This window comes from Dorea longicatena, from assembly GCF_025150085.1.
GTDB lineage: Bacteria > Bacillota > Clostridia > Lachnospirales > Lachnospiraceae > Dorea_A > Dorea_A longicatena.
The window spans coordinates 1,516,290-1,540,344 of the sequence record NZ_CP102280.1; the positions used below are offsets into that span (position 1 = coordinate 1,516,290).

Genomic DNA, 24,055 nt, shown 5'->3' on the forward strand with positions numbered 1-24,055 from the left:
AAAATCAATAACGTTCAAAAGCCCCGTGCAATATATAAAATATAAAACAGATAACTTCGAACGAAGTGAGCGGAATCAGTTTTATATTTTATATGCACGGGGCTTTCATAAAATCTTTTACAACAATAAACTTTTATTAAAATTCATTTACATCATCAATTTTCTTTCCATCATTCCAGATCCGTTCCAGATTATAGAACTGACGGTTTTCTCTATCAAAAATATGCACGATCACATCACCGAAGTCAATCAATACCCATGCTCCGCTTCTGTGTCCTTCTGTCTCTTTTGCAGCGTAGCCTGCTTTGTGCATCTTTTCCTCTACATTCTCAACAAGTGCACGTACCTGGCTGTCGCTGTTACCATTTGCAATTACAAAATAGTCTGCAAGTACAGATACCGCTGAAATATCAATCGCACATACATCTTCACCTTTTTTATCCTCTAACGCTTCAAAAGCAATTTTTGCCATTTCTTTTGCCTGATCCATATTAATCCTCCTTTCCCATTTCTTTTTTATAATAATCATAAGTTCTTTGTGTCATAGGGTCCACTGTAATATTCTTACTATCCAGATATATCAGTGAATCTTTTAAAATCCGGTAAAGACATTCATCAATGTCCCTAAAAGCAAGCTGTCTTACATCTGCCATATTCGGCAGTTCTCTTCTACCCGGCTCGATATAATCCGCAATGTAGACGATCTTCTCCAACATGCTCATACCCGGACGTCCGGTTGTATGGCTTTCAATCGCATAAATGATTTCTTCATCCTTCACACCATATTTTTCATGAGCCAGATACGCACCGAGTCTGGCATGTAACAGACTTGGATTTTCCCTTTCTACAGATGACACTGGAAGGCCGTATTTCTCGCACAGACGGATTTTCTTATCGCTAGGGATACATTTTGCACAATCATGCAGTAATCCCGCGTAAAGTGCCTTCTGTACGTCTACATCGTAACGCATGGCCATTGAAGCAGACGTGTACATCACACCAAGTGTATGATGATAGCGGTTTTCATCCAGTTCTTTCTTTAACGTATGCTGTATTTTTAAAATTTTTTCATCCATCATCGTTTTCCTCTTTTGCTTTTTCACATGCTTTTTCAAAGCTGTTACCGGTATAACTGGTGTTCCTTTATATAACCGCACACAGCATCCGGAACATATGCCGAGACAGATTCACCGGCCTGAAGACTGGCACGCAGTTCATGAGAGGATACTGGCATAAGCGGTGTCTCCATAAGCAGGACCTGCGCCCCATATTTCTCAGACAGATGATGAATCTGCTGATCCATCTCTTCTTTCGTCTTTATCTCGTCACGGTACGTCGCAAGGATCGTACACGTTGGGAAGATCCGCTCCGGATGTACCCAGGTCTCAATTGCCATAAGCGAATCTGCGCCGATAATAAAGTAAAATTCATCCTCCGGATACATTTCCTTAAAATATTCCATCGTCTGATAAGAGCAGGATACTTCCTCTCTCAATGCCTCATACGGCTGCAACACAAACTCTGGGAACGGTGCAATTGCAAGACTGGTCATCTTCATCCGGTCCTCAGCAGTAGATTTTATTGTCTCACTCTTTTTATGAGGAGGATTTCCATTTGGCATAAACCAGATCTGATCCAGAGAAAATGTCTCATATGCAGCATGTCCCAGCATCAAATGTCCGTTGTGGATCGGATCGAAGGTTCCTCCCATAATCCCTATCTTCATTCAAATCTCCTACCTGTATTTATTTTGGCAGTTCGATCTTCTTATGTTTATCTTTGCCTTCTTTATATAATACAATCTTCTTACCGATTACCTGAACTACCTGTGAACGTGTACGTTCTGCAATCACTTCTGCAAGCGCACGCGGATCATCTGCACAGTTCTTAAGCACACTGATCTTAATCAGTTCTCTTGCGTCCAGTGCTTCCTGGATTGCTTTGGTAACTTCCGGTGTCATGCTGTTCTTTCCAATCTGGAAGATTGGATCTAAATTCATGGCAAGACCTTTTAAATAAGCTCTTTGTTTTGTTGTCATCTTTAATCTCCTCTTTATCACAATCAACGGACCGCAATTGATCTTTTATTTATAATAATCAAACTGCAGGCCATACATACGTACTGTATCACCCTCCTGGATACCAGCTTCTTCAAGTTGTTCCAGAATACCAGAATCTTTGAGGAATTTCTGGAAGAATGCAAATCCTCTTTCGGAATCCAGATTCGTATAACCAAGCATTTTTTCAATCTTTGGTCCCTCTACCACATACATATCGTCTTCCTTTTCAACTGTGTATGGAAGATCATTCATCGGGATCTCTTCCTCTGGGAAATATTCCTGCTCAAATACGATCGTATCCTGTTCCAGATGCTGCAATTCGTTCGATACATAGTAAAGCAATTCCTTGATCCCCTGTCCGGTTACCCCGGAAATCGGGAATACCTTTACTCCCTGTGGCTCAAATTCATCTTTCAGACGCTGTACTGGATCATCATCGGTAAAGATCGCATCAATCTTATTCGCTGCGATCACCTGTGGACGGTTCGCAATATCCGCATTATATGCTTTTAACTCATTGTTGATTTTATAGATATCATCTACCGGATCACGTCCTTCGGTTCCGGCTGCATCTACTACATGGATCATCAGTTTGGTACGTTCGATATGGCGCAGGAACTGATGTCCGAGTCCGACACCTTCCGATGCACCTTCGATCAGTCCCGGAATATCAGCGATTACGAATCCGTTCGCATCCGGAAGATCCACGACACCAAGGTTTGGATTCAATGTTGTGAAATGATAATTGGCGATCTTCGGCTGTGCATTCGTCACACGTGATAAGAATGTAGATTTCCCGACATTTGGGAATCCTACAAGTCCTACATCCGCGATCACTTTCAATTCCAGATCTACATATAATTCTTTCGCCGGCTGTCCTGGCTGTGCATATTTTGGAACCTGCATGGTTGCAGTTGCAAAATGCTGGTTACCAAGACCACCCTTACCACCTTTTAAGATGATCTGTCTGCGATTATCTCCGGACATATCTGCAATGACTTTACCGGATTCTGATTCTTTGATAACCGTTCCTTCCGGAACTTTCAGGACAATATCTTCCCCATCTGCACCATGGCATCTGCGTTTTCCGCCCTGTTCGCCGTCTTTTGCTGTAAATTTTCGTTTATGTCTGTAATCCTGAAGTGTATTCAGTCCTTCATCGACTTCAAATATAACGTCACCGCCGCGTCCGCCGTCTCCACCATCTGGGCCGCCATTCGCCACGTACTTCTCGCGCCGGAAACTCACATGACCGTCTCCGCCTTTTCCTGCTCTAATAAATATCCTTGCTCTATCTGCAAACATACTGTATTCCTTTCATCTATATAAATAAACGGAAGTTAAAAAAAGCGCGCTGCATCATAACCGAAAGAAGTTAATCATTGCAACGCACTTTTTCAACTCATAATTAAGCTACTGGATAGATAGAAACCTGTTTCTTATCTTTTCCTTTTCTTTCAAATCTTACAACGCCATCAACGAGTGCGAATAATGTATCGTCACCGCCGCGTCCTACATTGATTCCTGGGTGAATCTTTGTTCCGCGCTGTCTGTAAAGAATGTTACCAGCTTTTACAAACTGTCCGTCAGCTCTTTTAGCACCAAGTCTCTTAGACTCAGAATCTCTACCGTTCTTTGTAGAACCTACACCTTTTTTATGAGCGAAAAACTGAAGGTTTAATTTCATCATGGTTGTTACACCTCCTCGAATGTTAAATCAATATATTCTGCATAGTTGTCATCATCTACCATCTGTTCCAGACCAAGGATCATTGTGTTCAGCAAAAGCTGTGCATCTTTTGAAGGATGATTCAGATGATAGGAAATCATTCCCATCTCATCTTCCGAAATCAGACTCGCATCATCTTCCGTAAATTCTTCAATTGCATTGATTGTGTTAATCACCAGGATAGAAGCAGCGGCACATACAATATCCTGTCCTGGATCTGCATATTCAGCATGTCCTTCCGTCTGAAAACCTACACATTCTTTATACTTGTTCTGAAAGATCGTTACATGAATCATGGATGCTCTCCAATATTAAGCGTTGATTTTTTCAATCTTAACTGCAGTATACTGCTGTCTGTGACCGTTTTTCTTATGGTATCCAGTCTTTCTCTTGTACTTGTAAACGATAACTTTTTTAGCTTTACCGTTCTCAACTACAGAAGCTTCAACTGTTGCACCTGCAACTGTCGGGTTACCAACTTTTAATCCGTTGTCACTTACTGCAAGAACCTGGTCAAATGTAAAAGTTTCTCCAGCTTCTACACCAAGTTTCTCTACTTTAATGATATCGCCTTCGGCTACTTTGTACTGTTTACCACCTGTTGCTATAATTGCGTACATATGGCACCTCCTATTATCATTACTCGCCAGTTACGGTGTCTGACTGATAATTTCAGCAGAACTTCAACCTCACTGTGCGGCATACTAGAAGATAATAGCATACGTTTTTCCAAAATGCAAGTGGTATCCGGAATATTTTTTATTTTTTTACATTTTTTGTATCATCAACATTTTGCAGCCTTCTTTTCTTACTTCTGTCTGCTATATTCCCAGCAATTTCTTTGCATTTTCTGAAAAGATGGCAGCCTTCTCTTCCTCTGTCAGTGGCATATGCTCTAACAACGCCACAAAATTCTTCTGATCTGCCCACGGAGAATCTGTTCCAAACAGAATCCTGTCTGCACCATGCATATGTACGATCCGTAAGAACTGTTCCTGCGGCATTGTATCCAGTATGACTCCTGTATCAAAATATACGTTCTGTCCCACCAGATACCGTTCCACATCATCCCACATTTCATTGCCGCCCATATGTGCAAGCACCAGTTTCTCCGGTTTTACATCATCCAGAACCTTTCTTGCCATCTCCGGTGTACAGTGTACATCCTCCGGACATTTTGGATCAACACCCGCGTGCACCACTGTGATCAGTCCCAGTTCTGATGCTGCATCAATAATACGTTCATAGCGGATATTGTCAAAATACATATCCTGATAATCCGGATGCAGCTTAATCCCCTTCAATCCCAGATTCTTTATTTCTTTTAATATCTCTTTATAATTCTCACATTCCGGATGAATCCCGCCAAAAGAGATGACAGGTCCTTCCGTATACGCAGATGCAAACCGGTTGATCGCTGCAACCTGCGATATCTTCGTCACAGCCGGAAGTGCAATGGAAATATCAACTGCTCCTTTTCCCATAGAATTACAAAGTCCCGTATATGTTCCATCCGCAAACGGACTTGCTCCAAAAATGCCAGAAAGATAGTCGAGCGTACGCCCGGCTATCTTATCTGGAAACATATGTGTATGAAAATCAATGATCATCTTGTGTCCCATATTCTTTCAATTTGTCATAACAGTAACCAATAATGTCTCGTCTGGTAATAATACCGATAAAATGTTCCTGGTCGTCGATAACAGGTACAAAATTCTGTTCCATCGCACGGCCGATCAGATCTTCTATGTCTGACTCAGCAGTTACACACTGATAGTCTACACGGCGTTTGATCTTCATAATACTGATATCTTCTGCTTCCTTTATATTAAAGATATCCAGCTTTTTTAATGCCCACAGGACATCACCTTCCGTGATCGAGCCGACATATTTCCCCTCTTTATTCAGTATCGGCACACACGAATACTTGTGATATTCCATGATCTCCATAGCCTGTCGGAGTGTGTGATAGTCATAGATATATGCCAGCTCACTCTTTGGCTTCAGGAAAAACATAATATTCATTGCTAATAATAGCCTCCCCAATTCTTAATTACAATTTACAAGCATTGTAATGTTCTTACTTGCAAAGTTAAATATCTTTCTTGTTATCTACGCGAGATCCTAAATCATTGTTTTTACGAAAATATCATAAATCGCGTTGATTGCGGCATCAAAATCATGACTTCTGACACCAATGATAATATTCAGCTCACTGGATCCCTGATCGATCATCTTGACATTGACATTCGCATGTGCGAGTGCAGCAAAGATACGTCCGGAAGTTCCTCTGGTTGCACGCATACCTCTTCCCACAACAGCGATCAACGCCAGATCTGATTCCAGTTCCAGGAAGTCAGGCTCTACGGCTCTGTGGATTCCGGCAATGACATCCTGTTCTTTTTCTTCAAATTCATCTCTGTGAACGAAGATTGTCATCGTATCAATTCCTGACGGCATATGTTCAATGGAAATATTATTATTTTCAAACACCTCCAGAACCTTGCGGCAGAATCCGACTTCGGAATTCATCATCGCTTTTTCAATCGTGATAGAAGCGAAATCCTTCTTACCTGCGATACCTGTAATTGTAAAACGAGGTTTTCTGCAAGTATCTTCTACGATCAGAGTTCCCTTATCTTCCGGTGCATTGGTATTGCGGATATTGATCGGGATACCTTCTTTACGTACCGGGAAGATTGCATCTTCATGAAGTACAGTTGCTCCCATGTAAGACAACTCTCTCAATTCTCTGTATGTAATCACATCGATCGGCTTTGGATTCTTGATGATTCTTGGATCAGCGATCAGGAAACCAGATACATCTGTCCAGTTTTCATACATATCGGCATGTACAGCCTTTGCAACGATCGAACCTGTGATATCAGAACCACCACGGGAGAATGTCTGAATACTTCCGTCTGGCTTTGCACCATAAAATCCAGGAATAACTGCACGCTCTGTATTCTCCAGCCTTTCAGAAAGGATCTTGTGTGTCTCATCTCCGTCAAAATTACCATTTTCATCAAAGACGATTACTTCCGCAGCATCGATGAATTCATATCCAAGATATGCAGCCATGATGATACCATTCAGATACTCTCCACGGGAAGCCGCATAATCTCTGCCGATTTTCTTGCTGAAGTTTGTACGGATTGTTTTAAATTCCTCATCCAGGCTCAGATCCAGGTTCAATCCTCTGATGATGCTGTTATATCTCTCTTTGATTGCCTCTAACTGTTCTTCAAAATCTCTTTCCGCATCTTCTCCAAGAATTGCCTGTCCATAACAGCTGTATAACATATCTGTTACCTTTGTATCATCCGGCGTACGTTTACCAGGTGCAGATGGAATGACATATCTTCTGGATTCCTCTTTTCTGATAATGTTACCTACTTTTTTAAACTGCTCGGCACTTGCAAGCGAACTACCACCAAATTTTACAACTTTTTTCACTTTTCGTATTCCTCCAACCAAGTATTTTCTGAAATGTATTCATATTCTTCCGCTATAAAAACGTAACTGTATTTATCTTACATCATTTTCGTGCGCACTTCAATGCAATAATGTGTTAATATGCACGTGAATAGCGGATGATTTTTAGAACTACTGCATAAATATACATACTTTTCGTCTATACACAGATGCTCTGCACACCATCACCACATCTGGTTATGGACGGATCACATCTGCAAATTCTGCTTTTGCAACCTTTTGAAGGTCTAACGGTGCAAGCCTGATCTGCATTCCAAGCTTTCCGCCGCTGACATGCATATATTCCAGCTCTTTTGCATCTTCCTGGATTACGGTAGGAAACTGTTTCTTCATGCCAATCGCCGTGCAGCCGCCGCGCACATATCCGGTTACTTTGGTCAGATCTTTTAAATGCAGCATCTCCAGCGATTTTTCACCGACAACTTTTGCTGCCTTTTTAAAATCAATCTCTGCTTCGATCGGAATTACGAATACATAATGGTTTCCCGTCTTCCCTGTTGTTACAAGTGTCTTATAGACCAGTTTGTGGTCATATCCAAGTTTGTCTGCGGTCTGGATACCGTCTGTAAAATCATCGCATTCATATTCTTCATATGTATACGAGACTTTTGCACGGTCCAGCATACGCATGGCATTTGTCTTTACTTCCTTTTTGCTCATTGTTTTATCACTCCTGTCAGATTAATGGAAGTTCGTTATATCTGTATCATTTTAGTAATCACTGTAAATGATCTCTGGATTTATTTTATAAAATATCTTTTCCAAGACCTTCCAGTGTTATAAACTCGGTCTGTCCTTCTGCCGCCTCCGGATTCTTTGCATACACATCAATGCGGTGGATATGCACCGGTATTTCTTCCGGATCTTCTCCTGCGAATTTTAAGAACGCTTCTGCCACCAGATCCGGCTTCAGATTCTGCTCACTTCCTGTTGCAAGGTACAGATAGATGCCATCGTCCAATGCAGTCATTTTGTAGATCATTGGTTTGATATCGACTTCTTTTTCACTTCGCTTTGTCTTCTTTAACACAACGATCTCCGGCTGTGCCATAAATGCATCCACCTTCTCTTTCCAGCTCTCCGGAAGTGTACGAATCTCTTCCGCATGCTGGAATGTCTCAGGAAATGTCACTTTATAATCTGCTGCAGCCACAATCGTCATACCGCTTGCTTTCTTATCCGATGAGATTTCGCGGAAGCTTATGACTTCTACGCCCTCCACCATCACTGCATTTAACTGGGCAACCGCCTTCTCGGAAGAAATCGGTTCCGTAATCTCGATATCAAAATATTCTCCGTCACTCGTCACGCCAACTCCAAGCGGCTGCGCAAACGACATGATCATATGCGGACTGTATCCGGTTGTAAATGCGATCGGTATCTCTGCGCGCCGGATTGCTTTCTGGAAATAACGCATCACGTCCAGATGTCCGATGAAACGCATGACTCCATATTTACGGAATTTAATTCTTACTTTCAACACAGACACCTCCTTTCCATTTTGCGACACCGCAGCCGGAACATTTCATACGGCAGTTCGGTGTTACTTCGGCATTCATTGCCTGATTCCATTCTCTCTTCAGGAATTCTTTCGTTACGCCGATATCAATGAAATCCCACGGGAACACTTCATCCAGCGGACGCTCCCTGTGATTATAGAATGCGATATCAATGCCTGTATTTTCAAACGCCTGCATCCATTTCTCATTATCAAATTGATCGCTCCAGGAGTCATACAGACATCCCAGACGATACGCTTCTTTAATTACTGCTGCCGTCTTTCTGTCCCCTCTTGCAAAGACACCCTCCAGCACAGTAACCTCTGCATCATGCCAGTTATATCTCAGGCTCTTTCTGTTAAGCTGTTCATTAAATGCATGCTTTACGATCGCTGCTCTTGAAATATATTCTTCATTCGTATACATTCTTGCCCACTGGAACGGGGTGAATGGTTTTGGAATAAAGAACGACGTACTCGTTGTAATCTGACACTTTCCATTCCGCTGATCCTTCGGAATCTCGTAATAACGTCTGGCGATTCTGTCAGCAAGTTCCGGAATGGCTCTCATATCTTCTTCCGTCTCTGTCGGAAGTCCAAGCATGAAATAAAGCTTTACCTTATTCCAGCCGCCATCGAACGCCTGTCCGGCACCTCCGAGGATATCATCCTCTGTAAGCCCTTTATTGATCACATTACGCATACGCTGTGATCCGGCTTCAGGCGCAAATGTCAGACTGCTCTTTCTGATATCCTGTACCTGTCCCATCACATCCAGAGAAAATGCGTCAATACGAAGCGACGGAAGACTGATGTTGATTCCCTGCGACTTAAAGTTCTCGATCAGGAACATTACAAGCTCTCTTAAGTGGCTGTAATCACTGGAACTTAAGGAGCTTAAAGAAATCTCTTCATGTCCTGTATTCTTCAGCATCTTGTATGCATATTCTTTTAATACTTCTACATCCTTCTCACGGGTCGGGCGGTATAACATTCCCGCCTGGCAGAAACGGCATCCGCGGATACATCCTCTCTGAATCTCAAGCACGACACGGTCCTGTGTTGCCTTGATAAACGGAACGACCGGCTTTTCCGGATACGTTGCACTGCTCATATCCATGACTACCTGTTTCTTGATCTTTTCTTTTGCATGCGGATTATTTGGACGGAAGCTTTCAATCGTACCGTCTTCTTTATAAGTCACATCATAGAATGCCGGAACATAGATTCCTTCGATCTCTGCTGCCATCTCCAGAAATTCTTTCCTCGTTCCGCCACGCTTCTTATTCTCCTTATAGGCATCCAGAAGCTCATCATAGACCGTCTCGCCTTCTCCCATATAGAACAGGTCGAAGAACTCCGCTAACGGCTCCGGATTATACGTACACGGACCGCCGCCGATCACGATCGGATCTTCGTCCGTTCTTTCCTCTGCTGCCAGTGGGATGCCGCTCAGATCCAAAACCTGCAGGATATTGGTATAACACATCTCATACTGCAGCGTGATTCCAAGAAAATCGAATTCCTTTACCGGATCCTGGGACTCCAGTGCAAATAACGGAATCTTTCTCTCTCGCATAATCTGATCCAGATCGGTCCACGGCGAATAGACACGTTCACACCACACATCATCCCGGCGGTTGAACATGTCATAAAGGATCTGTATTCCCAGATGCGACATTCCTATTTCGTAGACATCCGGGAAGCACATGGCAAATCTAATAGACACCTTTTCAGGGTCTTTCATGACCGAGTTTACTTCATTCCCGATATAACGTGCCGGTTTCTCTATTTTTAGTAATATTTCATCATTTAACGCAAGCTTTCTCATTAAATCTCCTTGTATTTTTGTACATGTTGCACAATAATTTTCTTATTGTTTTTTTCGTAAATCTTTAATTATTTTCTTTTTTTGGGGCTTTTTTTCTGCCTGTTTTTTTACTGTTTTTCGTCGCATTTTGGGGTCAAAATCGCGAATTACTACAAAACCTGTAAAACACTAAATGCTGACTAACGTTTTGCAATGTTCAGCAATGTTTACCAATATATAATAATATATGGTAATCAGTTAGGAGTCAATCCTATTTACAAGCATCTTTTTTTGTTCTTTTTTTTAATAACTATTCCTTTGATTTCTGGTCAAAAATCACCTCAAAGATTGTTCCACCTGCAGGGTTTGACTTAATGCTGATACTGCCATCGTGCACTCTCACGATCTCATGAACCAGAGCAAGTCCAAGTCCTACACCACCAAGCTCTCGGCTTCTGGATTTATCCACGCGAAAGAATGGTTCAAATACACGTTCCCTGAGTTCTTTCGGAATTCCGCTTCCGGTATCCTCTACTGACAGGTAAATATGTTTTTGGTTTTTGTATGCATTTACTGTAACCTGTCCATCTGAATGATTGTATTTTATAGCATTCTCAACAAGATTGTATACCAGCCTATAAATAAGGATATCACTTCCAATCATCGTTATATTCTTATATTTTCCAATAAGTTTTATATTCTTTTCCTGTGCAAGAGGTTCCAAATCTTCCAATACCTCGTCAACGAGATCATTAAGGATAATTTTTTCATCCCGTCCTACAGTCTGAAGCTCACTCATGTCAAGAAGTGTTTTTACCATCTTGCCAAGCCTGTCATTTTGTTCCGTCAACATCTTTATCATCTGTACGGTGTCTGCATCACTGCCCGGATGCTGAGTGGAATGATACAAGTCAAGCTGTACCTGCATTAACGATAATGGAGTTCGAAGCTCATGTGCTGCACTCGCAGTAAATTGTCTCTGTATCTCAAATGCATCCGAAAGGCGTTCAAGCATCTTGTTATACGAAACACTAAGCTGATTCAGTTCTTTAATCTTACATTCTTCTATTCCCGAATCTGCCAGATTTTGAGCCTGCACTTCTTCAATTTTATCAGAAAACTCACGAATTGGTTTAAGCGCATGTCCACTTATAAAATATGCGGCCACTCCACCAAGGAGAGCCAATAAAGCCGAAACTATCAGACTGTTTCTTTTGTAGTCTTCTTTATTATTGTACACTTGAACAGAAAAATCATTTGAGAACTCATCCCACTTGTCCTCTGGTATGCTGATGTATATTTCTTCCGAATCACCTCCGCTGTCATCTCCCTGAGCGTCAACAGCCTTTTGCAGGGAATCCATATAATACACACCATTTTTATAGACAAACATTGTCAGGCACCCACATATAATCGCAATACACAATGTAGTTATACAAGTAAGTCTCCACTGCAGTGACATTTTTTTCATCAATCAGACTCCTCTCGTATTTTATATCCTTCTCCCACCTTATTCATAATTGCATCATATCCAAGCACTGCCTTAAGCTTTCTCCTTAGCGAAGACATATGCACCCGGATGGCTCCACTGAAGCTATCCACAGATGCATCCCAGACATGCTCCATCAATTCCTCCTGACTTACCGGTCTTCCCAGGTTAAGAAGCAAATATTCCAAAATTCCTTTTTCTTTTCTTGTCAGGGAAATCTTTGTTTCCTTTGCATATGCCTCACGTTTTATCGTGTCGAACATGATATCACCGCTTTCCAGACATACATCCTTTTGTACAAATTTCCTTCTTGTCAGACTTCTGATACGAGCCTCAAGTTCCTGTAGATGAAACGGCTTTTCCATATAATCATTCGCACCAGCATCCAACCCTTCGACTTTATCTGCAATCTGCCCTCTTGCCGATAATATAAGAACCTTTGTCTCCTCATTGCTCTGTCTGAGTTCTTTTAGAATTTCCATCCCATCCATGCCGGGCAGATTCAGATCCAGAACAATCAAATCATAATTTTCTGTCAGGATGTATTCCAATGCCTCTTCCCCATCATAACAGGTATCCACCTCGTACCCGGCATCATACAGACTTTTCGCAACCGCATCACATATTTGTTTTTCATCTTCAACTATTAATAATCTCAAAATCATTCCACCCGCTTCTTAACGAAAATTTCACACTAACTATTGTATAATACCGAAGTCAGCTGGTCAACAAATACAACCAACGAAAGGAGTAACAAAATCTTGAAGTGCAAAAAAATATTTCAATTTGTAATATTCATCACAGGTACAGCCATGATTGGCTATGGTGTGATCCGAGGTGAAGCTGCTGCCGTCTTTGGCAAAGCAATAAAATTATGTCTGGAGTGTGTTGGAATTGGATAAAAAAACGAAATTACTATCAAAAAAAGTTGCCAGAATACGGGGATGGATACAGGCAATTGCCACATTACTTACCAATATCCATATTCCCAATTTACTTAAAGGCAAAATATATCAGGGCAAGATTAAAACAGTATGTGTGCCAGGATTAAACTGCTATTCCTGTCCTGCTGCAACAGGCGCCTGCCCCATTGGAGCTTTTCAGGCGGTTATCGGATCCTCCCGATTTAAATTTTCATATTACATAACCGGGTTTTTCATTCTACTCGGTATGATACTCGGAAGATTTATCTGTGGTTTTTTATGTCCGTTTGGCTGGTTTCAGGATTTACTTCATAAAATCCCCGGAAAAAAATTTTCCACAGCCCGTCTGAAGCTGCTAAGATACTTGAAATATATGATCCTCATTGTTTTCGTTATCCTTCTGCCAATGTTTGTAACGAACTCTGTAGGAATGGGGGATCCGTTCTTCTGTAAATACATTTGCCCACAAGGTGTTTTGGAAGGAGCCATACCACTGTCACTTGGAAATACCGCTATAAGGTCTGCACTTGGAACACTTTTTTCTTTTAAATGTCTTATTTTAATTACAGTTGTTTTGTTGAGTATTTTGTTTTACAGGCCGTTCTGTAAATGGATCTGTCCTCTTGGAGCGATCTATTCATTATTTAATAAGATCAGCTTTCTTAATATTAAGGTTGAAGGCAGCAAATGTGTCGGATGCAATCAATGTTCAAAGGCATGTAAAATGGATATTGATGTGTGCAAGACTCCAAATCATCCAGAATGTATACGATGCGGGGCTTGCATCAAGGCTTGTCCAAAAGATGCGATCCAATATCAGTTTCTGGGAAAAACATGCCCCAAAAAAGAACAGCAGCAATCAACCATAACCAACCGGTAACTATTAATTTTATTACTATTATTTTAAGGAGCAATTATTTATGAAAACAAAAAGAACATTTCTCTCTATTTTAACACTTTGCATAGCATTATTATTTACAGCATGTAGCGGGAAAGGAACTGCAGACACAGAAAAATCTCAGAATACCAAGACTGAATCCGGCTCAGAATCTGCAGACGATTCCAACTCTAAACTGAATGATTTATATCAGCAGGAAAATCAGATCTTCGCAGATCACGAAGATGTATGGAACAAAGCATTTGGCATGATGAGCAAAAGTGCTGCAGATCAAAATGGAAACTATGCGGATTATCTGGCTGACACTGTTGAATCAAACAAAGACTCTTTTACAGATGACGAGCTGAAAACACTTACCGCTGATATTGAAATTATCCGAAAAATCGAGGAACAGATCGCTGAGATTGAAAAGAAAAATACAGGATCTGATAACACCGATCAGAAAAACAGTTCCAACGACACATCTCCTTTCAAGAATTTTTCTGGTCAGGATTATGATGGGAATTCTGTTGATGAAAGCCTGTTTTCCAAAAATGCAGTAACTGTCATCAATTTCTGGTTCACCGGATGCAAGCCTTGTGTTGCCGAGTTATCTAAACTTAACGAATTAAACGATGCAATCAAATCAATGGGCGGCGAAGTCGTAGGCATCAATACAGAAACCTTCGATGGAAATAAAACTGCCATAAAAGAAGCAAAGACTCTTCTCAAGAGCCAGGGTGCTAAATATCGCAATCTTTCCATTGACTCTTCTTCAGATGCAGGGAAATACGCATCCGATATCATGGCATTTCCTACAACAATACTGGTCGATAGAAATGGTAATATTGTAGGTGATCCGATGCTCGGCGGGATTGATAATCAAGACAATTATGATACTCTGATGAAACAGATTCAGTCTGTCATCGATGCTGATAGCACAAAAAAATAAAAATATGCAAAAGGCTCCCTGTGTATTCCACAGAGAGCTCTTTTGCTGCAATGAAACGATTTCGTTTAAAAGTCTGCCAACTATTGTCATACTTTTATTTATTTTTCTCTCTTCAGAATTCTTGTCTTCAGGGGTTCAAGAATCTCATTTTTCTCGCCATAAATCTCTTTTTAGGTATGGGAAGTCTTAGTAATCTTATTTTTTCTCGCTGATATTATGATAGATTTCCTTTGTTGCCGGATCATTTTCACCATTAACAACTAATATTTTTCCACCTATGTTCATCACTACATATGAATGACAAGATGAATGCGTATAACGGATATAATTTCCATAAACATCATTTCTAAAATTTCCCATAGCATATTTAAAATTCCCTAATCCATTGGTCCTATAATCATTCGAGTTCTGAAATAAATTTTCTTCATACGAGATACTGTCAATCTTCGTATAGTCTACGGTATAATCACTCCATCCCTGAGCCTTGATAGTAAAACTGTTATCTTGGAACTGAATATCAATACTTCCCCAAAACAAACTTCCTATAATGAATATAATAGTTAAAATTGTTACGATTCCGTATCTCACAATTGCCTTTTTTTTATATTGAATTTTTAATTTTTCTCCGGTTTCTATCTTTTTCTTATAAAAGAAATAGGAATAAAGAACACTGATGATTACTGCTGCCATAATGCTTACAACATACAAAACAAGTGCAGCTATGCTTTCTGCAAAAAGACCGCAAAGCATGCACAGAATACCTGATGCCACCCATATTTTCCCACTGAATCTATGCGTTGCACTCCAATTTTCTTCATCCTGCAATGTCCATACGACCCTGATTCCTATCGTATTGTTCTGTTTTACCTTTGGCAGATAATTTCCTATAACCATGAACATTAAACCTGTCCCATAATAAATGAATGCCATAAATAAATTCTCTATATCTGCTCCCATATCAACCAATCTGACAATACCATTATAAAGCAATGTAATAACAGGTATGATCCATATAGTCATCCCTATAACCTTGCGATTCTGTTGTCTGTTCCTGTTATCATAAAATATGATTGCAACAAACACACATTGCATCACTACAAAAAATAGATTTATCCACTTACCTTGTATACTCGTAAAACCCACCAGGACTCCTGCAAGAATTACCAATGCAGAGCTAATTAATGTACCTCTATATTTTCTTATCATTTCCTTCATCGTCCGCTGCTCCTTTCAAGTCTGTTATCCACAACATGACATCTTCCAGTACGGAAGTGTTTAATTCATAATAAATAAACTTTCCTTCTCTTTGATTTCGAATCAAATCAGCTTCCCTCAATATTGCCAGATGTCTTGATATAGATGCTCCCGTTACCGAAAAATGCTCACATATTTCTCCGGCTGAAAGCCGCCCTTTTTTCAACAGGTTCAAAATCTCACGTCGTATTGGATCAGCCAGTGCTTTTAATGTATCTTGTATACCCAAAAATTCATCACGACCTTTCATTTAACATTTAGCCTAATCGTTAAATGAATTGTAATCCAAGATATGCTATATGTCAAGATACTACGCTCAGAAAAGTATCCGTGTTTCCGATAATGGCTAGTCTGGTACATATTCTTTATTTTGATATTGTTAAATTTCAAATTCTTTCAATAACTTTTCCTGATATACTATTTCTGTTTTCAATATGTAATTTAGAAATGCTCAATTTTTGTGAATCTTTTACAACTCTTTCATTTTCTCAAGAATCTCCTGATAAAATGCCTCCTGATCCCCACTGTTCTTCAGATCTTCCAGTATCACACCATCTTTCAACAGGATCAACCGGCTGCAATAGCTTGCCATCTGCGGATCATGTGTGACCATAATAATCGTCTTTCCCATATGTTCATTAATGTCCTTCAATGCATCAATCACGATCTTCCCGGACTTGGAATCGAGGTTTCCGGTCGGTTCGTCCGCTAGGATCAGATCTGGATTATTGATCAGCGCACGGCAAATCGCAACTCTCTGTTTTTCTCCGCCGGATACTTCATATGGCTGCTTCTCGAGAAGGTGTGATAAACCAAATTTTTCGGCATATGTTTCTACATTCTTATAACACTTATCAACCGGTGCCTTGTCCAACACCATTGGTAGCATGATGTTCTCCTTTACAGACAGACTATTTAACAGATAAAAATCCTGAAACACGAATCCAATCTCTCTTCTGCGTATATCTGCCAGTTCATCACTCCATAATTCAGATGCATCTTTTCCAGTGAAAAATATCTTTCCGGAAGTTGGCTTATCGATCAGACCAAGCACTTTTAAAAGCGTTGTCTTACCGCATCCTGATTTTCCCATGATCCCGACAAATTCCTGTTCTTCAATGGTAAAATCCAGCCCTTTTAAAACTTTAATTTCTTCTTCACCCTGTCTGTCAGAATAGACCATTTTATAATTCCGAACAAGGTTCTCCACTTTCATAACTTCCCGTTTATTCATCTTTTCCTTCCACCTTTCGAATGATAAATCTTCCTAATATCCATGCAAATCCCCACTGTACTGCCAGATACATAAGCCATATCCAGACAGCATGTTTCAGCCATGCAATTCTGACGGCATGCGTATACATCCGAGCATGAAACGTTGCTGCTGTAAAGATACTGGTCACGACTATCGTTATCAGCTCCGGCAGCCAGTAAAAGTAATACAGTTCTCTTTTCAGGAGTGATACTCGTTCTTTCTTTCGCATTCCCATACATTTCAAAAAGTCAGCCCTTGCTTTCTTATCACTCATTTCTGATAACGATTTAATATACATCAGGAAAAGGCCGGAGATGGTCATTGTAAGCAATACGAATGTATTTATGATCAGTTTCATCATATATTCTGTCTTCAGATCATTGACTGCCGTCTTTTTTGAATACCAGCAATGTACTTCGAAATCATACTGCGCTTCATATGTATGATTCTTTTCCAGCTTTTTCATTTTCTTTTCAATTGCTTTCTGGTATTTTGGGTCTGCCTGAATCAGTACAAGCTTCGTCGGACCCTGCTTAATTGTGACACCATCTATTCGCAAGGCCTTTTCTTCTATCTTATCTCCGGTTAATATGTTCGTGTATTTCCACATTCCCTGTGCTTTTTTGAAATATGCATCCGAGAATACAACGATATTTTCCAGTTTTCCCTGACGGAAACATCCAATCAGACTTCCAATTTCTTCCCCTTCTATTGTTCTTTTCGGATATGCTTTGCTCGGCGAATATAAGGTATAATATTCACACGGAAGACCGATATGCAAAAATGGTTTCTTCTTTCCAAATGTCCAATCCACCGGCTGTGCCTTCACGGAGCAATCCTGTTGGTGCACCAGATATATCTTCTTTCCATTTCGATCAAGATGCATTGCTTCTTCCTTATACGATGGATCTACATATTTTTTCAATTGTTTGTATGTCGATTCAGAAATCCCGATCTGTTGTCCCTGCGGTCTTTTTCCTTGTTGCACGCCTTCGTTTTGTTCTGTCTTATCTGCATTTGCCACACGCACCATCGGATATTCTATGATTTTTGCCTGATAACCGTTCTTTATCCTATCAAAAATCGCATCATCTCCATCATCTGCAATACAGACAAAATCATACGGATACAGACTTTCCGGCTTCTCTGCAATCGTTACCGAAACTACCTGAAACAGAAAGTAAAACACTGCGCATACGTTCAATATTGTAAGTGCCAGCACATACCTTGCAGTTGTCTTTGATTTATAATACAAATGATTCCGGTTCAGCATCTGTGGCAGATATGCCGGTGTCTTTTTTGCACGTCTCAAATATCCGGCTCCTACAAAACGAATCAGTAAAAATATACCTGCAAAGAATGCAAAGAGCAGATACATACTTTCATGATTTCTCAACTGCCGGTATTCGAATATAGCGATCATACAGATTATGATTCCGGCTGTTATGAATAACTTTGTCCTCCTCTGCGGCATAGGTTCTTTTGCAATGTTTCTGATCGATGCCCTGACCAGATTGAAATCCGATACGATATCCCTGGTCGCCATCAATGCAATTATATACACTGCCAACACCACCAACGTACCTTTCACATAAGTAAGCCACGTCACCTTTGACAGAACAATTCCTTTTGCCAGCATTGAGAAAATCACTTTCCGGAACAGAAACATGATCATATTTCCCAATAGACCGCCGGCAATCAGCGAACACAAAAAAGCGACTGCGATCTCTATCCCAATAATCGTATACAACGCTTTTTTTCGAATTCCCAGCGTCACGAATACACTGTAATTCTGCGTCCATTTTTTCATGTAAAATACGAGAACAAACACCATCAAAAAGATGGCACATACCGCCATCGGAAGCATTGCATTCAGCAATATCCTTCCAAGTCCTTCACCCAGCAGGAAATTCTCTGCCCGGTGAGCCTTCGCCATCATCTGATATATTCCAAGTCCTGCAAAGGAGAATGCAGAAACGATTACACCACAGAACAGCAAGAGGCCGTAATCTTTCCAGTCATATTTAAAATTGTGCCAGACCATCTGATAAAAAAGTTTGGTATAATTTCCCGGAAAATATAATCTCCTGCGTTCTTCTTCTTTTTCTTCCCGTTCCTTTTCCGCAAATATTTCTGCTGATTCCTTGGCATCTTTCCATACATCAAGCATTTTACTGATCAACACTTCTGCCATAACAAATATCATGATGATTGCAGGAATCAGAATCGTTTTTGTTGAATTATCCGCAAGCATTCCAAATCCGGATTCATTCACCACAATATATACACCTAGAACAACTAACGCAGCGATATTCAGATAATATTCCTTATGCAGCCACTGCGTCACTATATGTAATACAATCACGATCTGAAATACAATAAGCAGTATTAACTGTATCCGGATTATCGTAATATTCCCATCCCAGACAGACGCTGCCATCTCCGAAAGCGCTTTTATTCCTTTTGCTTTGATTCGGAAATATGCTGCATATATACTGTAATTTTTCCCTTTCAAAACCACCCACGGAAGCTGAATAAAAATCAAAATCATACCGTACATAATTGTCGATACAATATATCTTCTTTTCTTTGTTTCTTTCATATTCACCTGCCTCCTATCCGTAAATAGTAATCACAACCTCAAACCGATCCTCCTGGCTTTTACACTGAAACATTCCATTGTATTGTTCTACAATATCCCGGATATTTTTCATTCCATAACCATGTAACACTCCATCCTTTTTTTTTGATACAAAATTTTCATCTGTCTGTATTCCCGTATTTTTAGCCGCATTTACAATCTCGATGTATAAGAGCTGATTCTTCTTTTTCATTTTTATATGTATCCAGCGTTCTCCTTCTTTGATCTGCTCACACGCTTCCAACGCATTGTCCAAAAGATTTCCAAAAAGTGAAATGATCTCTCTGTCAGAAAACGGAAGCGTTGTGAATACTTCCGTGCTGATCTGCATCTGCGTCTTTTGCTTCTCTGCCTCCTTCTCTTTCTGGTTAAGAATCATATCCAGCATATGGTTTCCTGTCCAGATCTGGTAATTGTAATCCAACATGTCCCGGCTGAGTTCGTTCAGATATTCTTCCAATCCCTTCCAGTCCTGTTCCTGCGTATATTTCTTTAATGCAAGCAAATGATTCTTCATATCATGAACAATCTTCCGGCTCTTTAACATTTCCCTATATTGTTCTTCCATCGCCTTTACTTTCATCTGGAGCATCTTCTTATCCTGCTCTTCCAGTTCAGCTCTGTGCTGTTCTGTCTCAACGTCCCATGCTTCTGCCTGAATATCAAGAAATATCCAGATTCCTATGACAGCCAGAAACAGCATCATATAACAAAACATCGGCATAGAATAAAATTCTGCAAATCCGGTAGATGCTATAGCCATAAAGATGTAAAATGCTGCAAGATAAGTAATCCAAACAAATATATGATAATTTGTTGATTGATTCCCGTTTTTTATGCACTGGTATAATTCATACAATTCTATACTCTGAAGCAAAATCAGGAATATTAACATCAGTAAAAATATAAACGCAACTACCTGTGAATGTTTCCATTTCCACATATGCTGTTTTAAAAATGTATGATTATACATCTTGATGTAATCATTTTCCTGAAAGGTCTTAATTACATACATGTGAATCGTATTCCATTTTCTATTTATGCGCATCCACGGGAAGAAACAGTACACTTGCAATAAAATCCCCATAAAAGTATCTACTTTTCTCTTTTTTGTCCATCCATTCATTTTATCGGTCTCCATCTTATTTTCACATGAAATCTTTATAGTTATTGTACCATGCCTTTTCTTCTTCCGCCTTATAATGGCCATGAATAGCGGGTTTTCTGACCATGAAATTTTAAAAATATGGATCTACCGTGGTAATTACACACAGAAAAACCGCATGTTTTCTTTCATCCCCTGCTATACGAAGAACGGTCAGACATGTCTTGATAAACATATCTGACCGTTCTTATAATATGACCATGCATTAGTATAAAGCTGCTACCCACAGAACCTGCCACTAACAATTTCTTACAGATACTTTTCGTTCTGTATCTCTTTCATAATATTCTTTAATTCTGAAATATCGATCTCTAACATTTCTGAAATTTGCTCAATCGAAAATTTATCAGACAATTTTTCTAAGAGTTCGCTTTTTCCTCTTAATTGTCCAATTTTCTCGCCTTCTATTCTTCCCTCAGTAATTCCCTCCTGCTTTATCATTATCTGTTCTTCCCATGTCTGCATATACTTCACCTCTGTCTTTTCACTTGCTTTGATCTGACAAACTCGTCTATGCATCTCTTGAATCCGCTTACTTTTACACTTCCCTGATACTTCATCCGTACTACGTTCCATATACTTCAACAATTCTATCAATTCTGGTGACACCAGCTCGGGATGTTTGCCCCTGGTATTCAGAAGTATGATATCCAACATCGTCTTTACATTTTCCGGATCATCCATCGCTTCATCGAGCAGAAATTTATCCAGCAAGTTTAATTCTTTTAATGATTTTCTTTGGTTCATAAGCAGTTCTCCTCTCTTGTACAGATATAATACCTGCAAAGAAGAACTGTTTAGCTTTATGCATATGATAACACAGAATTTATATATATACCAGTATATACCGTTATCTTCTTTTATCAGACATGTATTTATCTGTTTTTTATGATTTTCATCTTGGATTCTTACCCGATTGTTTGGGCTTGAAATAAATGAATTGGTAAATATAGATGCGTTGCAGATATTAGAATTCATCTGCGTGTTGATAGGATAACATGCTCTATTCATGCTTTCAATATATATTTTAGAAATGCTCAATTTTTGTAAATCTTCTACAAATTATCCCCGGGCAATTTTACTCCACAGACATATATTATATTGTAGACACATATATGAAAGGAAGGTTAAAAATATGGCTCAATTTACGAACCAGGCACAACTCCGTTACGGAAATTCTGTTACTAATTCAAATATTGCCGTCGGTGAGATTCTCGAAGTATTGTCAATCTCGAAAACTGCAGTAAAAAATACCTATCATCCGGGAGGGACCGTCACCTATATTATAAGTATTATTAACTCCGGTACCGCTCCGATTACAGGACTTACACTCACAGATGACCTTGGTGCGTATGCATTTTCTACTACTTCACTGACACCGTTAACGTATCTGGATAACACGGTAAAATACTATACAAACGGAACGTTACAGGCTGCACCTGCTGTAACCGCAGGTCCTCCGCTTATCTTCTCTGGATTAACTGTTCCCGCAAATGGCAATCTGACACTGGTCTATGAAACAGCTGTAAATCAATACGCTCCTCTCACCAATGAATCATTCATTACCAACACGGTCACTGCAAGTGGAGACGGCATTACTTCTATCACCGCTAAGGAAACGGTAAATGCAGAAGCCTTGCCACTCTTAGGTATCACAAAATCTATCAGTCCGGTACCTGTTACTGAAAACGGAAGCCTGACCTACACGTTCCTGATTCAGAATGAAGGAAACGTTCCTGCAAATGAATCCACGGCCGTAATCGTTACCGATACGTTTAATCCAATACTTTCTAATCTGACTGTCACCTTTAACGGAAGCACATGGACAGAAGGTGAAGACTACACTTATGATAAAACTACCGGTACTTTTGCTACTGGTGCCGGAAAAGTTACTGTTCCTGCAGCAACATTTACCGTCAACGAGACTACCGGTGAATGGAGTTCTAATCCGGGATTCAGCACTCTGACAATTACCGGAACAGTATAACCATAAAGAAATGGCAGAAGAGACCATCCGAATAATGTCAGATGGTCTCTCCCGTTGCGATTATTTTCCGATTTAATCTTCTGTATCATATTGTTCCTCAATGATATGTTTCACCTCTGAAACATCCATATCCAATACATCTGCAATTTCCTCAATGGACATCTTATGATTCATTTTTCTGAGCAATTCTCTTTTTTCTTTTTGTCTTTCCAGCAATTTTTCTTCCCATGCCTGCATATACTTCACCTCTGTTTTTTCACTTGCTTTAATCCGACAAACTCGTCTATGCATCTTTTGAATCCGTTCACTTTTGCACTGTTCTGACACTTCATCTGTACTGTGTTCCATATATTTCAAAAGTTCTATCAGTTCTTGGGATACCACCCGGCGGCAGCAGTTTACTGTCGATGATTCCCTGATACAAACGACTTCTTTTCGGAAGATTATGCGTATTTTCTTTCCGCGCCTCCACTTCGTATATCACATCATCTTCATCCATAGTATAGACATCTAACCGGATCTACCGATTATCCGTAGACGTTCTCTGTTCCTTCTCTGTCTGCGGTGGATGCTTCAGATTCGTCTTTTGACTTAATATGATGTCTAACATCGTCTTTACATTTTCGGGGTCATCCATTGCTTCATCGAATAGAAATTTGTCCAGCAAGTTTAATTCTTTTAATGATTTTCTTTTGTTCATAAACAGCTCTCCTTTCTTATACAGATATAACTCCTTTAAAAGAAAAACTGCTTATTTTTATGAATATCATAGCATACATTTTATATATATACCAGTATATATGAACAACTTTCTTTATCAGGCATGTATTTATCTGTTTTCTGTGGTTTTCATTTTTGATTAATGCCCGAATATCTGGGCTTGAAGTAAATGAATTGATAAATATAGATACGTTGCAGAT

Annotated in this window: 29 protein-coding genes; 4 read left to right on the plus strand and 25 right to left on the minus strand. The window is 39.9% G+C overall.

Going from position 1 to position 24,055, the window contains the following annotated elements; translation table 11 throughout:
• Positions 1 to 136 precede the first annotated feature (136 nt).
• The 16 genes from rsfS to NQ508_RS07215 form a co-directional block, all read right to left on the minus strand.
• Positions 137 to 490 (minus strand): ribosome silencing factor, encoded by a 354-nt coding sequence (gene rsfS, locus NQ508_RS07140; protein ID WP_022416131.1) that lies wholly within the window; start codon positions 488 to 490, stop codon positions 137 to 139.
• A gap of 1 nt (position 491) precedes the next feature.
• Positions 492 to 1,076, minus strand: coding sequence for a bis(5'-nucleosyl)-tetraphosphatase (symmetrical) YqeK (gene yqeK / locus NQ508_RS07145; protein ID WP_044919708.1), 585 nt, complete (start codon positions 1,074 to 1,076; stop codon positions 492 to 494).
• A gap of 44 nt (positions 1,077 to 1,120) precedes the next feature.
• Entirely contained in the window at positions 1,121 to 1,726 is a 606-nt protein-coding gene (nadD, locus tag NQ508_RS07150; protein ID WP_006426552.1) for a nicotinate-nucleotide adenylyltransferase, read from the minus strand.
• A 19-nt stretch (positions 1,727 to 1,745) separates the two neighbouring features.
• The gene (gene yhbY, locus NQ508_RS07155; protein WP_006426551.1) at positions 1,746 to 2,039 is read right to left on the minus strand and encodes a ribosome assembly RNA-binding protein YhbY; all 294 of its coding nucleotides are present in this window, start codon (positions 2,037 to 2,039) and stop codon (positions 1,746 to 1,748) included.
• A gap of 45 nt (positions 2,040 to 2,084) precedes the next feature.
• A complete protein-coding gene (obgE, locus tag NQ508_RS07160) occupies positions 2,085 to 3,365 on the minus strand; it encodes a GTPase ObgE (protein ID WP_006426550.1) in 1,281 nt (426 codons plus the stop codon).
• 103 nt (positions 3,366 to 3,468) lie between these two features.
• Positions 3,469 to 3,750 carry a 50S ribosomal protein L27 gene (gene rpmA, locus NQ508_RS07165; protein WP_006426549.1) on the minus strand — a complete coding sequence of 94 codons (282 nt, stop codon included), beginning with the start codon at positions 3,748 to 3,750 and terminating at the stop codon, positions 3,469 to 3,471.
• Positions 3,751 to 3,755: 5 nt separating this feature from the next.
• On the minus strand, positions 3,756 to 4,085 hold the full coding sequence (locus tag NQ508_RS07170) for a ribosomal-processing cysteine protease Prp (protein ID WP_006426548.1): 330 nt from the start codon (positions 4,083 to 4,085) through the stop codon (positions 3,756 to 3,758).
• A 15-nt stretch (positions 4,086 to 4,100) separates the two neighbouring features.
• A complete protein-coding gene (gene rplU, locus NQ508_RS07175) occupies positions 4,101 to 4,409 on the minus strand; it encodes a 50S ribosomal protein L21 (RefSeq protein ID WP_006426547.1) in 309 nt (102 codons plus the stop codon).
• 201 nt (positions 4,410 to 4,610) lie between these two features.
• Positions 4,611 to 5,399 carry an amidohydrolase family protein gene (locus tag NQ508_RS07180; protein WP_006426546.1) on the minus strand — a complete coding sequence of 263 codons (789 nt, stop codon included), beginning with the start codon at positions 5,397 to 5,399 and terminating at the stop codon, positions 4,611 to 4,613.
• The gene (locus NQ508_RS07185) at positions 5,389 to 5,814 is read right to left on the minus strand and encodes a CBS domain-containing protein (protein WP_006426545.1); all 426 of its coding nucleotides are present in this window, start codon (positions 5,812 to 5,814) and stop codon (positions 5,389 to 5,391) included. Before NQ508_RS07185 ends, NQ508_RS07180 begins: the two co-directional genes overlap by 11 nt.
• A 99-nt stretch (positions 5,815 to 5,913) precedes the next feature.
• Positions 5,914 to 7,245, minus strand: coding sequence for an aspartate kinase (locus tag NQ508_RS07190; protein ID WP_044919562.1), 1,332 nt, complete (start codon positions 7,243 to 7,245; stop codon positions 5,914 to 5,916).
• A gap of 216 nt (positions 7,246 to 7,461) precedes the next feature.
• Entirely contained in the window at positions 7,462 to 7,944 is a 483-nt protein-coding gene (gene ybaK, locus NQ508_RS07195; RefSeq protein WP_006426543.1) for a Cys-tRNA(Pro) deacylase, read from the minus strand.
• A gap of 85 nt (positions 7,945 to 8,029) precedes the next feature.
• On the minus strand, positions 8,030 to 8,764 hold the full coding sequence (locus NQ508_RS07200; RefSeq protein WP_044919560.1) for a TIGR03936 family radical SAM-associated protein: 735 nt from the start codon (positions 8,762 to 8,764) through the stop codon (positions 8,030 to 8,032).
• Positions 8,748 to 10,613, minus strand: a complete 1,866-nt coding sequence (locus NQ508_RS07205; protein WP_006426541.1) for a TIGR03960 family B12-binding radical SAM protein — start codon at positions 10,611 to 10,613, stop codon at positions 8,748 to 8,750. Before NQ508_RS07205 ends, NQ508_RS07200 begins: the two co-directional genes overlap by 17 nt.
• Before the next feature lie 289 nt (positions 10,614 to 10,902).
• Positions 10,903 to 12,063 (minus strand): HAMP domain-containing sensor histidine kinase, encoded by a 1,161-nt coding sequence (locus NQ508_RS07210; RefSeq protein ID WP_006426540.1) that lies wholly within the window; start codon positions 12,061 to 12,063, stop codon positions 10,903 to 10,905.
• Entirely contained in the window at positions 12,063 to 12,746 is a 684-nt protein-coding gene (locus NQ508_RS07215) for a response regulator transcription factor (RefSeq protein ID WP_006426539.1), read from the minus strand. Before NQ508_RS07215 ends, NQ508_RS07210 begins: the two co-directional genes overlap by 1 nt.
• A gap of 93 nt (positions 12,747 to 12,839) precedes the next feature.
• Here NQ508_RS07215 and NQ508_RS07220 point away from each other — a divergent pair, with 93 nt between their 5' ends.
• From NQ508_RS07220 to NQ508_RS07230, 3 genes are read left to right on the plus strand one after another with little or no spacing between them, the layout of a single operon-like run.
• On the plus strand, positions 12,840 to 12,983 hold the full coding sequence (locus tag NQ508_RS07220) for a CD1871A family CXXC motif-containing protein (RefSeq protein WP_044919706.1): 144 nt from the start codon (positions 12,840 to 12,842) through the stop codon (positions 12,981 to 12,983).
• On the plus strand, positions 12,976 to 13,884 hold the full coding sequence (locus tag NQ508_RS07225; RefSeq protein ID WP_044919558.1) for a 4Fe-4S binding protein: 909 nt from the start codon (positions 12,976 to 12,978) through the stop codon (positions 13,882 to 13,884). The genes NQ508_RS07220 and NQ508_RS07225 overlap by 8 nt, the downstream gene beginning before the upstream one ends.
• A gap of 40 nt (positions 13,885 to 13,924) precedes the next feature.
• Positions 13,925 to 14,833 carry a TlpA disulfide reductase family protein gene (locus tag NQ508_RS07230; RefSeq protein ID WP_006426537.1) on the plus strand — a complete coding sequence of 303 codons (909 nt, stop codon included), beginning with the start codon at positions 13,925 to 13,927 and terminating at the stop codon, positions 14,831 to 14,833.
• Positions 14,834 to 15,028: 195 nt separating this feature from the next.
• Here NQ508_RS07230 and NQ508_RS07235 read toward each other — a convergent pair whose 3' ends face one another.
• The 6 genes from NQ508_RS07235 to NQ508_RS07260 form a co-directional block, all read right to left on the minus strand.
• Positions 15,029 to 16,048 carry an SdpI family protein gene (locus NQ508_RS07235; RefSeq protein WP_006426536.1) on the minus strand — a complete coding sequence of 340 codons (1,020 nt, stop codon included), beginning with the start codon at positions 16,046 to 16,048 and terminating at the stop codon, positions 15,029 to 15,031.
• Positions 16,023 to 16,337, minus strand: coding sequence for an autorepressor SdpR family transcription factor (locus NQ508_RS07240; protein ID WP_006426535.1), 315 nt, complete (start codon positions 16,335 to 16,337; stop codon positions 16,023 to 16,025). The genes NQ508_RS07235 and NQ508_RS07240 overlap by 26 nt, the downstream gene beginning before the upstream one ends.
• Before the next feature lie 219 nt (positions 16,338 to 16,556).
• Complete coding sequence (locus tag NQ508_RS07245) at positions 16,557 to 17,321, minus strand: ABC transporter ATP-binding protein (RefSeq protein ID WP_006426534.1); 765 nt, start codon at positions 17,319 to 17,321, stop codon at positions 16,557 to 16,559.
• A complete protein-coding gene (locus tag NQ508_RS07250) occupies positions 17,314 to 19,944 on the minus strand; it encodes an ABC transporter permease family protein (RefSeq protein ID WP_006426533.1) in 2,631 nt (876 codons plus the stop codon). The genes NQ508_RS07245 and NQ508_RS07250 overlap by 8 nt, the downstream gene beginning before the upstream one ends.
• 13 nt (positions 19,945 to 19,957) lie before the next feature.
• Positions 19,958 to 21,109: a sensor histidine kinase gene (locus tag NQ508_RS07255; RefSeq protein WP_044919555.1), complete on the minus strand. Its 1,152-nt coding sequence runs from the start codon at positions 21,107 to 21,109 to the stop codon at positions 19,958 to 19,960.
• A 288-nt stretch (positions 21,110 to 21,397) separates the two neighbouring features.
• Entirely contained in the window at positions 21,398 to 21,895 is a 498-nt protein-coding gene (locus NQ508_RS07260; protein WP_242654650.1) for an RpnC/YadD family protein, read from the minus strand.
• A gap of 388 nt (positions 21,896 to 22,283) precedes the next feature.
• Between NQ508_RS07260 and NQ508_RS07265 the strand changes: the two genes are divergently transcribed.
• Complete coding sequence (locus NQ508_RS07265) at positions 22,284 to 23,135, plus strand: COG1361 family protein (RefSeq protein ID WP_006426530.1); 852 nt, start codon at positions 22,284 to 22,286, stop codon at positions 23,133 to 23,135.
• A gap of 72 nt (positions 23,136 to 23,207) precedes the next feature.
• On the opposite strand, the gene NQ508_RS07270 is transcribed toward NQ508_RS07265, so the two are convergent.
• The 3 genes from NQ508_RS07270 to NQ508_RS07280 form a co-directional block, all read right to left on the minus strand.
• A complete protein-coding gene (locus NQ508_RS07270) occupies positions 23,208 to 23,372 on the minus strand; it encodes a sigma-70 domain-containing protein (protein ID WP_022416331.1) in 165 nt (54 codons plus the stop codon).
• Between the two features lie 91 nt (positions 23,373 to 23,463).
• Positions 23,464 to 23,634 carry a hypothetical protein gene (locus tag NQ508_RS07275; RefSeq protein ID WP_006426528.1) on the minus strand — a complete coding sequence of 57 codons (171 nt, stop codon included), beginning with the start codon at positions 23,632 to 23,634 and terminating at the stop codon, positions 23,464 to 23,466.
• A 21-nt stretch (positions 23,635 to 23,655) separates the two neighbouring features.
• Positions 23,656 to 23,835 (minus strand): hypothetical protein, encoded by a 180-nt coding sequence (locus tag NQ508_RS07280; protein WP_006426526.1) that lies wholly within the window; start codon positions 23,833 to 23,835, stop codon positions 23,656 to 23,658.
• Positions 23,836 to 24,055: the final 220 nt, after the last annotated feature.